At 74.9% G+C, this 10,840-nt stretch carries 12 protein-coding genes and 5 pseudogenes; 6 read left to right on the top strand and 11 right to left on the bottom strand.

The window, feature by feature from the left end:
- The 3 genes and pseudogenes from KPL57_RS06365 to KPL57_RS06355 form a co-directional block, all read right to left on the bottom strand.
- Nucleotides 1-340, bottom strand: a pseudogene (locus tag KPL57_RS06365) (GMC family oxidoreductase N-terminal domain-containing protein); the annotation flags it as partial.
- On the bottom strand, nucleotides 337-1,893 hold the full coding sequence (locus KPL57_RS06360) for an APC family permease (protein WP_226350874.1): 1,557 nt from the start codon (nucleotides 1,891-1,893) through the stop codon (nucleotides 337-339). The pseudogene KPL57_RS06365 and the gene KPL57_RS06360, both read right to left, overlap by 4 nt.
- 42 nt (nucleotides 1,894-1,935) lie before the next feature.
- A pseudogene (locus KPL57_RS06355) lies at nucleotides 1,936-3,403 on the bottom strand (aldehyde dehydrogenase family protein).
- A gap of 127 nt (nucleotides 3,404-3,530) precedes the next feature.
- Here KPL57_RS06355 and KPL57_RS06350 point away from each other — a divergent pair.
- A complete protein-coding gene (locus tag KPL57_RS06350) occupies nucleotides 3,531-4,121 on the top strand; it encodes an IclR family transcriptional regulator (protein WP_226350873.1) in 591 nt (196 codons plus the stop codon).
- Between the two features lie 17 nt (nucleotides 4,122-4,138).
- Complete coding sequence (locus KPL57_RS06345; protein ID WP_308252798.1) at nucleotides 4,139-4,291, top strand: IclR family transcriptional regulator C-terminal domain-containing protein; 153 nt, start codon at nucleotides 4,139-4,141, stop codon at nucleotides 4,289-4,291.
- A 39-nt stretch (nucleotides 4,292-4,330) separates the two neighbouring features.
- On the opposite strand, the gene KPL57_RS06340 is transcribed toward KPL57_RS06345, so the two are convergent.
- Nucleotides 4,331-4,933 carry an SRPBCC family protein gene (locus KPL57_RS06340; RefSeq protein WP_226350872.1) on the bottom strand — a complete coding sequence of 201 codons (603 nt, stop codon included), beginning with the start codon at nucleotides 4,931-4,933 and terminating at the stop codon, nucleotides 4,331-4,333.
- A gap of 138 nt (nucleotides 4,934-5,071) precedes the next feature.
- Between KPL57_RS06340 and KPL57_RS06335 the strand changes: the two genes are divergently transcribed.
- The 4 genes and pseudogenes from KPL57_RS06335 to KPL57_RS06320 all read left to right on the top strand — a co-directional run bounded on the left by KPL57_RS06335 (nucleotide 5,072) and on the right by KPL57_RS06320 (nucleotide 7,759).
- Nucleotides 5,072-5,353: a hypothetical protein gene (locus KPL57_RS06335; protein ID WP_226350871.1), complete on the top strand. Its 282-nt coding sequence runs from the start codon at nucleotides 5,072-5,074 to the stop codon at nucleotides 5,351-5,353.
- A gap of 294 nt (nucleotides 5,354-5,647) precedes the next feature.
- On the top strand, nucleotides 5,648-7,078 hold the full coding sequence (locus KPL57_RS06330) for an alpha/beta hydrolase (protein WP_226350870.1): 1,431 nt from the start codon (nucleotides 5,648-5,650) through the stop codon (nucleotides 7,076-7,078).
- 38 nt (nucleotides 7,079-7,116) lie between these two features.
- Nucleotides 7,117-7,290, top strand: a pseudogene (locus KPL57_RS71800) (helix-turn-helix domain-containing protein); the annotation flags it as partial.
- A gap of 19 nt (nucleotides 7,291-7,309) precedes the next feature.
- Nucleotides 7,310-7,759 (top strand): TetR/AcrR family transcriptional regulator C-terminal domain-containing protein, encoded by a 450-nt coding sequence (locus KPL57_RS06320; RefSeq protein WP_226350869.1) that lies wholly within the window; start codon nucleotides 7,310-7,312, stop codon nucleotides 7,757-7,759.
- A gap of 67 nt (nucleotides 7,760-7,826) precedes the next feature.
- Here KPL57_RS06320 and KPL57_RS06315 read toward each other — a convergent pair whose 3' ends face one another.
- The 7 genes and pseudogenes from KPL57_RS06315 to KPL57_RS65950 form a co-directional block, all read right to left on the bottom strand.
- Nucleotides 7,827-8,030 (bottom strand): cold-shock protein, encoded by a 204-nt coding sequence (locus tag KPL57_RS06315; RefSeq protein WP_020624259.1) that lies wholly within the window; start codon nucleotides 8,028-8,030, stop codon nucleotides 7,827-7,829.
- Nucleotides 8,031-8,175: 145 nt separating this feature from the next.
- Complete coding sequence (locus KPL57_RS06310; RefSeq protein WP_226350876.1) at nucleotides 8,176-8,583, bottom strand: hypothetical protein; 408 nt, start codon at nucleotides 8,581-8,583, stop codon at nucleotides 8,176-8,178.
- A 61-nt stretch (nucleotides 8,584-8,644) separates the two neighbouring features.
- Nucleotides 8,645-8,779 carry a hypothetical protein gene (locus KPL57_RS71795; RefSeq protein WP_374203674.1) on the bottom strand — a complete coding sequence of 45 codons (135 nt, stop codon included), beginning with the start codon at nucleotides 8,777-8,779 and terminating at the stop codon, nucleotides 8,645-8,647.
- Nucleotides 8,780-8,895: 116 nt separating this feature from the next.
- Nucleotides 8,896-9,117: pseudogene (locus tag KPL57_RS71790) on the bottom strand (alpha-hydroxy-acid oxidizing protein); the annotation flags it as partial.
- A gap of 185 nt (nucleotides 9,118-9,302) precedes the next feature.
- Nucleotides 9,303-9,794 (bottom strand): annotated as a pseudogene (locus KPL57_RS06300) (alpha-hydroxy-acid oxidizing protein); the annotation flags it as partial.
- Nucleotides 9,795-10,010: 216 nt separating this feature from the next.
- Nucleotides 10,011-10,403, bottom strand: coding sequence for an SDR family NAD(P)-dependent oxidoreductase (locus KPL57_RS65955; protein ID WP_308252797.1), 393 nt, complete (start codon nucleotides 10,401-10,403; stop codon nucleotides 10,011-10,013).
- 11 nt (nucleotides 10,404-10,414) lie between these two features.
- Nucleotides 10,415-10,768 (bottom strand): SDR family NAD(P)-dependent oxidoreductase, encoded by a 354-nt coding sequence (locus tag KPL57_RS65950; protein ID WP_264197809.1) that lies wholly within the window; start codon nucleotides 10,766-10,768, stop codon nucleotides 10,415-10,417.
- Nucleotides 10,769-10,840: the final 72 nt, after the last annotated feature.

Below are 10,840 nucleotides of genomic sequence, written 5' to 3'. Positions count from 1 at the left end.
CAGCCGGTCAGGCCGGACGCGGCCCACTCGTCGAGGTCCTCCCGCGGGGTCCAGAGGCGATGCAGGAGTTGTGCGAGCCGCAGCCGCCGAGCACCTTCGCGCGGGCGTGGCGCATGTGGGAGTTGCCGCGCTCCTGCGGCTCGACCGGGTAGTCCCAGTCGTAGCCGGAGTCGAGCAGCGCCATCCAGTCGGTGAGCCGCAGGATGTTCGGGTCGCCGACGTCGGACGGGCCGGCCTCCAGCAGCAGCACCCGCGCCGCGGGGTCCTCCGAGAGCCGCGCGGCGAGCGCGCAGCCCGCCGAGCCGCCCCCCACCACGATGTAGTCGAACCGGTCGGTCACGCCGTCTCCCCCATGCCCTGCTCGATCTCCTTCGCCCGGTGCTCGGGCAGACAGCCCAGCCCGTGGCGCCCGCGCAGCCGGAACCACGCCAGCCCGGCCAGCGCCACGACCCCGATGAACAGGAACGCGATGAACCGCAGCCACCCGGTGCCGTAGACCTCCTCGCGCGGCCAGGCCAGGTTGATCGCCATCGCCGCGCCCCACAGCACCGCCAGCACGTTCACCGGCAGGCCGAGACGCCCCAGCGAGAAGTACCCCTTCTGGCCCTCGTCCGGCCACTGCCCGCGCAGCCGCCGCACCAGCATCGGCACCGTGACCAGCAGGTACGCGATGTAGATCATGATGATCGCGACGCTGGTGACCGCGGTGAAGACCTCGGGCACGCCGACGTTCGCGACCAGGATCAGGATCGCGACCACCCCGACGACGATCGCCGGCACCACCGGCGTCTTGTGCTTCGGGTCGATCCGCGCCAGCACGGAGCCGGCGGGCAGTGCGTTGTCGCGGGCCATCGCGAACATCAGCCGGATCGCCGCGGTGTGCACCGCGAGCAGGCAGACGATCACCGCGATGCTGATGGTGATCAGGAAGACCCGGCCGATCGTGCCGCCGGCGACCTCCAGCAGCACGAGCTGCCCGCCGCCGTCCTTGCTGCCCAGGCGCGGGTCGGCCAGGTCGGGTGCGGCCAGGATGATGCCGAGCAGGATCAGCCCGCCGAGCACGAACGACGCGACGACCGCGCGCAGGATCGCCGCCGGTGCGGTGCGCCGCGGGTCGACCGTCTCCTCGCCGAGCGAGCTGGCGGTGTCGAAGCCGTACATCACGTAGGCCGAGGCGAGCGCCGCGACGAGGAACGTGCCGAAGTACCCGCCGCCGCCCGCCGCCGGGGCCGGGGTCTCGAACAGCACCGAGACGGGGTTGCGGATGCTCAGCAGCAACGCCACGACGATGACGACGGCGGCGATCAGCTCGATGAACACCCCGGTCGAGTTGATCCGCGCCATCAGCTTCACCCCGACCGCGTTGATCACCGTGGTGAGCACGATGAGGATCGCGCCGAGCAGCACGCCGTTGACGGCGGCGTCGCCCGCGTCGGAGGCGTCGCCGACGAGCTGGAAGCCCGACCAGATCTGCGGGAACGTCAGCTGCGCGGCCAGCGCGACCGCCGACAGCGACACCACCGAGGCGGTGAACATCATCCAGCCGGCCAGCCAGGACACGGTCGGCCCGGCCAGCTGCTTGGACCAGTTGTAGACCGACCCGGCGACCGGGTAGCGCCCGGCCAGCTCGGCGAACGACAGCGCCACCATGAACTGGCCGGCGAACACCATCGGCCAGGACCACCAGTACGCCGCGCCGCCGGTGCCGAAGCCGAAGTAGAACAGCTGGAACGTGCCGGTCAGGATCGAGATGTAGCTGATCCCGGCCGCGAAGCTGGCGAACTTGCCGATGCTGCGGTCGAGGGTCTGGCTGTAGCCGAACTCGGCGAGCCCTCCCCCGTCGCCGTCGGCGTCCGGGGAGCGGTCCCGCCGGGCCGGTCCGGGAACGGTCATCGTCGACCTCCTGTGCCGTTGCGTCGCGTCATCATGGAGGCCTCAGCGGCCCGAGAACCACCCCTGCGGTACCGGGGCGGTGTTGGTCCAGACGTGCTTGATCTCCTGGTACTCCGCCAGCCCGGTCGGGCCCAGCTCGCGGCCGTTGCCGGACCGGCCCATGCCGCCCCACTCCGCGCCCGGGAAGTACGGGTGGAAGTCGTTGATCCAGACGGTGCCGTGGCGCAGCGCGGAGGCGACCCGGTGGGCGCGGCCCATGTCGGCGGTGAACACCGCTCCGGCCAGGCCGTAGGCGGTGTCGTTGCCGAGCCGCACGGCCTCCTCCTCGGTGGTGAACCGCTCGACGGTCAGCAGCGGGCCGAAGGTCTCCTCGCGGATCAGCCGCGAGTCCGGGGCGAGGTCGGTGATGACCGTCGGCAGGTAGAAGTAGCCCTTCGCCAGCTCGGGGTCGTCCGGCCGGGCGCCGCCGCAGCGGATCGTGGCGCCCTCGGCGCGGGCCGCCGCGACGAAGTCCTCGATCTTGGCCAGGTGCGTGGCGGAGACCAGCGGGCCGACCTCGACGCCGTCGGTGAGGCCGTTGCCGAGCCGGATCAGCTGCGCGCGGCGCACCACCTCGTCGACGACGGCGTCGGCGACCGAGTCCTCGATGATCAGCCGGGCGCCCGCGGAGCAGACCTGACCGGAGTGCAGGAACACCGCGAGCATCACGTAGTCGACGGCGAGCTCGAAGTCGGTGTCGGCGAAGACGATGTTCGGGTTCTTCCCGCCCAGCTCGACGGCGGTGCGCTTCACGTCTCGGCCGAGGCGCGGATGATCTTCTGCCCGGTCGCCAGGCCACCGGTGAAGCTGACCATGTCGACGTCCGCGTGCTCGGAGAGCGGGCCGCCGACCGAGGGGCCGTCGCCGAGGACGATGTTGACCACCCCGGCCGGGATCCCGACCTCCTCGCACAGCTCGACGAGCGCGATCGAGGTCAGCGGGGTGACCTCGCTGGGCTTGACCACCATCGTGTTGCCGGCGGCGATCGCCGGGGCGACCTTCCAGGACAGCTGCAGCAGCGGGTAGTTCCACGGGGTGATCAGCGCGCAGACACCGACCGGCTCGTGCACGATCCGCGAGACGACGGCCGGGTTGCCGGTGTCGACGATCCGCCCGGCGTCCTTGTCGGCCAGCCCGGCGTAGTAGCGGAAGACGGCGGTGACGTCGTCGATGTCCTGGCGGCCCTCCGCGATCGTCTTGCCGGTGTCGAGGGTCTCCAGCCGGGCGATCTTCTCCCGGTCGCGGACCAGCAGGTCGGCGATCCGCCGAGCAGGGTGGCGCGCTCACCGGTCGTGGTCCGTCGCCACGGCCCGTCGTCGAAGGCGCGGCGGGCGGCGGCGACGGCACGGTCGACGTCGTCGGGCCCGGCCTGGTCGACCTCGGTGACCGTCGAGGCGTCGTAGGGGTTGACCACCGGGGCGGTCCCGGCGGACCCGGTGGTCCAGCTTCCGTCGATGTAGAGGCTCGGCACGGCGCGAGCTTTCACCGGAAACGGGTCGGTGTGCAAACGCGGGCCCGGCGTCCTTGCGTGGGGAGACGGTCACGCTTTCCGGCCGCCCCGCGTGGCAACGTGCCGAATGCCGGGTTAGGGTTGCGCGATGAGCAACACGGTGCGCGGACGGGAGCCCGGGGTGCAGTCGGTCGACCGGGCCATCACCCTGCTGACCCTGCTGGCCGACCGCAGCGAGGCGGGGGTCAGCGAGCTCGCGGCCTCGCTCGACGTCCACAAGTCGACCGCCTTCCGGCTGCTCGGCGCGTTGGAGGAGCGCGGGCTGGTCGAGCAGATCGCCGACCGCGGCAAGTACCGCCTCGGGTTCGGGCTGATCCCGCTCGCCGGCCGGGTCGCCGAGCGCCTGGAGGTCACCACCCAGGGCCACCCGGTCTGCGAGACGCTCGCGGAGCGGCTCGGCGAGACCGTCAACATCGCCATCCCCGACCGCGGGTGGGCGGTCAACGTCGACCAGGCCCGTGGCCCGTCGATGGTCACCACGTTCAACTGGCTCGGCCGGATCACCCCGATGCACAACACCTCCAGCGGCAAGGTGCTGCTCGCCTCGGTCGTCCTCGACGACCCGGCGACGATGCCGGACACGGTGCCGGAGCGAGGGCCGCGACACGCTCGTCGAGGAGCTGCACCGGGTCCGCCGGCACGGGCGCGTGGTCGCTGGAGGAGCTGGAGACCGGCCTGAACGCCGTCGCGGCGCCGGTGCTGGACCACGGCGGTGCGGTGGTGGCCGCTCTCTCGGTGTCCGGGCCCGCCTACCGGCTCTCGGCCGAGCGGATCGAGCGGATCACCCCGGAGGTCGTCGCCGCGGGGCGCGAGATCAGCCGTCGCATGGGTTTCTGGCGCGACCGCTGAGCCGCTACGGCCGAGCCGCCGGCCTACGGCGGCGCGGGCCTACGGCGGTGGGGCCGGTGCGGACCCCTGCAGGCGTTCCAGCACCGGGGGCAGGGTGCGCTCCAGCTCGTCGCCGTGCCGCTCGAACTCGCGCCGCAGGAACGGCGCCGCCAGCTTCAGCAGCCCTTGAGCCGCACCCGGGCGTGGAAGCTCACGACGCTCCCCCCCCTCGGCGGGCTCGACGACGATCTCCTCGGTCGCGGTGACCGTCGGGTTCTCCCCGACGAACACGACCCGGCCCGCCGACAGCTCCCGCAGCGTGTGGTCGAGCTCGCTCTCCCGCCCGCCCCACACCGACACCGTGTGCCAGGCGGCGCCGACCGCGACCGGGCCACCGCCGTCGGAGCGGGTGCTGGAGCGCACGGTGGGGTCCCAGATCTCGCTGTGCCCGTGGTCGGCCAGGTAGCCGAGCACCGTCTCGGCAGGGGTGGACACCGTCATCACCCGCTGGACGCCGACCACGACGCTCCTCTCCCCGGCCGGGCGCCGCTCGGGCCCGGCCCGCTGCTCCCGACCGGCGCAGATGGTCTCACGGCGACCGGCCATGATCGAGAGCACCCGCGCCGGATTCCCCGGAACGCCCGTGCCGGGGCCGCGCGGCACGCACACTCCTCCCGACGCGGGCGGGCCGGGCGGGCCCGCCACCGACGACGGAGGTGCCGCGGTGCACGACCGAGACCGACCGGGGACCCGTGGACGAGCGGACGGCCCCTTCCCGGCCCGCACCCGTCGTCGGGCGGGGTGGCGCGCTCCGACCCGGACGGGCTCGACGCCGCCGCCGCGGCGCTCGACCGCGTCGCCGAGGATCTCACCGGGGACGCGGCGCTCGTCGGCCCGGCCGTGCCGGTGCCGGGCTTCGCGGCCGGGACGGCCGCCGCGGCCTGGGAGGACGCGATGGTGCGGGCCGTCCGGGAGCACGCGGGGCACACCGCGTCGACGGCGTCGGCCCTGCGCGCGGCCGCCACCTCCTGGCGCGCCGCCGACGACGACGCCGCGGTGGCGTTCGCCGGGCGCGCCTCGTGAGCGCCGGGCCCGCGCTGGGCGACCTCGTGGCCGCCGACCCCGGGCGTGGCTGCGCGCGCCGGCACCTGGGACGGGATGTCCCGGGCCCTGTCCGACCGCGCCGCCGAGCTGGAACGCTCCGCACCGCGAGTCGTGGACGGGGGCCGACGCCGACGCGGCCGCGCTCGCCCGCGCCGAGCAGGTCCGCAGGCTGCGTGACGACGCGGGCACCGCGACCCGGGCCGCGCAGGTGCTGGGCACCCACGCCGGCGAGGTGCTCGACGCCCAGCGCCGGCTCGTCTCGCCGCGCTGGCGGTGCACCCGCAGTTCGTCGTCGACCTCGAGCGCGGCACGCTGTCCGCCGGCGTCGGCGCGCACTGGCCGGGTGTGTGGCGGCTGCCCGCGATGGTCGCCCGCTTCGGGGCGGACCTGGTCCGCCTGTCCACCGCGGTGGCCGACGCCGTCGGCGCCGCGCCCCGGTCCGACCGCGCCACGGCCGCCGCGCTCGACGCGCTCCGCCCCGCCCCCGCGGCGGCCCCCCGCCCGGTCGCGCCCGCCGCGGCGCCACCCCCCGGTGCGGGCGCCGGTGCCGTGCGGTCCTGGTGGACGGGCTGCCCGGGGCGACGGGAGCAGCTGCTGCACACCCGGCCCGGGCTCGTCGGTGGGCTGGACGGCGTGCCGGTCGCCGACCGGGACCGGGCGAACCAGGTCCTGCTCGACGCCGAGCTGTCCCGGCTGCGGTCCCGGGCGGCGCTGCTGGACCGGGCCGGGGACACCGCGGGCGCGGACCGCGCCCGGCGCGCCTCGGCCGGTCTGGAGACCACCCGTCGACGCCTGGACGCCGGTGACGCGTACCTGCTCCGCCTGGAGCGCGGGAGCACCGGCGGGCGGCTCGTGCTCGCCGTCGGCGACCCGGGACACGCCGCGCACGTGCTCACCCACGTCCCGGGGACGACCGCGGGCTGGGACGGGTGCCCGGCGACCTGGCCCGGGTCGAGGCGACCCGCGCGGCCGCCCGGGCGGCCGCGCCGGACGCCGCCGTGGCCGCGGTGCTGTGGACCGGCTACGACGCTCCCCCGACCTGCTCGCGGCGGCGGACCCGGGGGCCGCCCGCGCCGCAGCGGGGACCTGCGGTCCTTCCAGGACGGCCTGCGGGCCGGGCACGCGGGACCGGTCCACCTGACCGTCGTCGGGCACTCCTACGGCTCGACGGTGCTCGGGAACGCCGCGCGGGGCGGCGGCCTCGCCGCCGACGACGTCGTGTTCGTCGGCAGCCCCGGGACCGGCGCGGGGCACGCCTCCGAGCTCGGCACCGCACCCGGGCACGTCTGGGCGACGACCGCGCGGCACGACCCGATCGGCCGGGTGCCCGGGGTCGAGGTCTTCGCGACCTCGCGCGGTCTCGCCCCCACCGGGCTCCTGCACGGCCCGAACCCGGCGGCACCGGGGTTCGGTGCCCGGGTGTTCGACTCGGCCCCCGGTTCGGCGCTCCCGCGCCCGACGACCCGGCCACCCCGAACGACGAGTCCGCGTTCGCCGCCGCGCACGGCGGCTACTGGGACCCCGGCTCGCCGAGCCTGCGCACCCTCGGCCGGATCGTCGCCGGAGCACCCGTTCCGTCGTGACGCTCCGTCATTCGATGCCGCTTGCGCAGACCACCGCACGTCCGGCCGGCCGAACGACCACCGCTCAACGAACCAGAGATGGGGCAGGTCACAGGTAGTCGTCAGACCGAACCGCGACTAGCCTGTCCCGGACGCGGCCACGGGCAGTAGCATGCGGGCGTGACCGAGACCGAGAGCAGACCGGCACGGCGCACCGGCCGTCCGCCACTGACCGACCGCGCGACACTGCTGGCCGCTGCGCGCGAGCTCGGCTTCTCCGACCTGACGGTCGGCGCGGTGACCGCGCGGGTCGGGGTGAAGTACTCCACGTTCTACCGCCACTTCCCCAGCCTGGAGGCGCTCGTCGCGCCTGGTGGACGACGTGGTGACCGACGGCGTGTTCCCCGCGACCGACGAGGGCCGTTGGCAGGAGCAGATGCTGGCGTTCGCGGCGGCGACGTTCGACGTGATGGCCGAGCACCCGGGCCTCGCGCCCGCGATGGTGCGGCTGCCGGAGTCCCCCGAGGCGTTGCTGTCGGCGTTCCGGCGGCTGACCGACCGGCTGCTGGAGTCGGGCTTCACCGCGGAGGACGCGGTGCTGGGCGCCTCGACCGCCTTCCAGATGGGCATGCAGCCGTGGCTGGCGGCCAACCCCTCGGCATCGGGGACGCGCGCCGTCGCGACCAGGTGCTGGAGTCGGCCGAGCCGTTCGACGCCCAGATCCGCTCGGTCTTCCGGGACCGGATCGACGACCCCGCGCAGCTGGACCCTGAGCCGCGTCGAGCTGGTCATCGCCGGGCTGGAGACCCGCCTGGCGTCCTGACCCCCGACACGACGACGCCCGGGGTGCTTCGCGTGAGCACCCCGGGCGTCGGCGTCGGATCAGGCGGTCAGGTGGGAACGACCTGGTCCGCCTGCGGACCCTTCTGACCCTGGGTGACCTCGAAGGTCACGGTCTGCCCCTCGTCGAGGCTGCGGTATCCGGAGGACTGGATCGCGCTGAAGTGGACGAACAGGTCCTGCCCGCCTCCGTCCGGCGTGATGAACCCGTACCCCTTCTCCGCGTTGAACCACTTGACGGTTCCCTGTGGCATCCGGATGTCTCCTCGCGTCTTGCCGGTTCCTACGGGGTGGACATTAGCCGTACCGGACCCCGCTGTGCTACAGGCGACGTGCTATCGGGTACTGGCGCGTCGTGTCGGACGTCCCGTTCGCCCGGTTCTCCGGGCCGGCACCGGCTCACCGGCGCGGATCAGCCGCCCGCCGTAGAGCGCCCCACGCCACCAGCAGCGGCTGCCCGGCCAGCCGCGCGGCCCGCTTGGCGTCGGTGTCGAGGCCGAACCCGTCGACACGGTTGCGGTACTGGGAGACGTTGCCCGGGAAGATCGCGGTGAAGAACACCGCGGCCAGGCCGCCGACCCGGCGGCGCTCCTTCGGGAGGCCGGCCAGCGCGGCGCCGAGCGCGATCTCGGCGGCCCCCGAGAGCAGCACGACGTCGTCGGTGTCCATCGGGACCCACGGCGGGACCTGGGCACGGAACTCGCGGCGGGCGAAGGTGAGGTGCGAGGTCCCGGCGAACACCAGCATCGCGCCGAGCGCGAGGCGGGCGAGGTCCTGCCGGGTGCGGGTCGCCGTCGTACGCGTCATGGTCCGACCGTGCCACGGCGCGGGCGGCCGGGCGCGCCGGACCGCACCGCCGGGTGACCCGTCAGGGACGCCCGCGCAGCTCGATCCCGGCCGGGCTGGTCGCCCCCGCCAGCCCGCAGACCAGGTCGAGCTCGGCGACGACGTTCTGCAGCACCTGCGCGACGCCGCGGGCGCCGTCCAGGGCGAGCCCGTGCACGAACGGGCGCCCCAGCAGCACGGCGCGGGCGCCGAGCCGGACCGCGGTCGCGACGCGGCCCCGGTCCGCACCCCGGAGTCGAGCAGCACCGGCAGCGCATCGCCGACCGCGTCGACGACACCGGGCAGCGCGTCCAGCGAGGCGACCGCGTGGTCGATCTGGCGGCCGCCGTGGTTGGACACGACGACCCCGTCCACACCGGCGTCGGCGGCGCGGCGGGCGTCGTCGGGGTGCAGGACCCCCTTGAGCAGGATCGGCAGCCGGGTCCGCGAGCGCAGGGTTGCCAGGTCCTCCCAGGACAGCCGCGGTCGCGAGTAGACCCGCAGGAAGGTCTCCACGGCCGCCCGCGGACGGGCGAGCGCAGGTTGTCCCGGAACCGTCCGGGGGCGTTGCGGGTGATCTCGAGCAGGGTCCGCACGGCCTGCGGGGTGACCTTCGGCGGCGCCCCGGCCGACGGCGCGGCGAGGGTCTCCTCCACCAGGCGGCGGAACACCGGGTCGGAGGTGTACTGGGCGATCCCGATGCCCCGGGCGAAGGGCAGGTGCCCCAGGTCGAGGTCGCGGGGGCGCCAGCCCAGCATCGTGGTGTCGAGGGTGACGACGACGGCGTCGCAGCCGGCGGACTCGGCGCGGCGCAGGAAGCTGTCGACGAGCTCGTCGGAGGTGGACCAGTACAGCTGGAACCAGGTGGGGCCGCCGACCGCGGCGATCTCCTCCATCGGCGCCCCGGCCTGGTTGGAGATCACCATCGGGATCCCGGCGGCCGCGGCTCCGCGGGCGACGGCGAGGTCGGCGCCGCGCCGGACCAGGTCCAGTGCCCCGATCGGGGCGAGCAGCAGCGGTGCGGGCAGCGTGCGGCGAATGCGGCCGACAGCTCGACGGTCAGGTTGCGCTCGCCGACGTCGCGCAGCACCCGCGGCACGATCTCCCGACGGGCGAACGCCGCCCGGTTCGGCGCGCATCGTGGTCTCGGCGCCCGCGCCGCCGGTGACGTAGGCGTCGGCGCGCCGGCTCATGGCCCGCCGCGCGCGGCGCTCCAGCTCGTCGGGGCCGGTCGGGACCCGGGGACGGGCGCCGGAGACGCCGTCGCGGTAGATGCGATCCTGCCGAGCCCGGCCCGGTGCCGTCATGGCGCCCTCCCCCGTCGTCGCGCGGGTGAGCCTACGGCCCGCGCCGACCGCCCCGGACGGACGCCGGACCGGGCCGCGTCCGGGTTGGGTGCGGTGCGACGGTCAGTGCGGGTCGGCCGCGTTCAGCCGGGCGACGACGTCGGCGTACTCGCCGCGGGCCTCCGCACGGCGCAACGGCAGCACCCGCTCGACGAGGACCTCCCCGGCCGGGGTCGGGGCCTCGAGCAGCGTGAGGACCTCGGCGACGAAGTCGTCGAGCGGCATCGCGATCGGGCTGTCCTGCTGGCCGGGCAGCAGTTCGGTCGCCACCGAGGGCGGCACGATCTCGAGGAGCTCGACGGTCGTGTCGGCGAGCTGCAGGCGCAGCGACTCGGTGAGCATGTGCACCGCGGCCTTGGTGGCGTTGTAGCTGGGCGTCGCGGCGAGCGGGACGAACGCCAGCCCCGACGACACGGTGACGACCGACGCGACCGGCCGTCCCCGCAGGTGCTCCACGAGCGCGCCGATCAGCCGGATCGGGCCGAGCAGGTTGGTGGCGACGACCTGCTCGGCCGAGGCCAGGAACCCCTCGGGGTGTGCCAGTCCTCGACCCGCATGATCCCGGCCATCGCGACGAGCACGTCGAGGTCGGGGTGCCGGTCGAGGACCTCGGTGACGGCCTTCGTGATGCTCGCCGGGTCGGCGGTGTCGATCTCGACGGCGTCGAGGCCGGGGTGGGCGGCGACGAGCTCGTCGAGCAGGTCGCGGCGCCGACCGCCGAGGACCACGGTGTTGCCGCGCCCGCGCAGCGCCAGGGCCAGTGCGAGTCCGATGCCGCTCGTCGAGCCGGGGATGAAGACGGTGCGTCCGGTGATCTGCATGTCCCCACCGTCGCCGCGCGGCGGACGGGGACGGCAGAGACCGGTCATCGGGGGATCACCGGTCCCTGGTTG

Source organism: Pseudonocardia sp. ICBG601 (assembly GCF_020496245.1).
The sequence above is the reverse complement of the archived record's forward strand: the minus strand, read 5'-3'. Positions and strand labels throughout refer to the sequence as shown.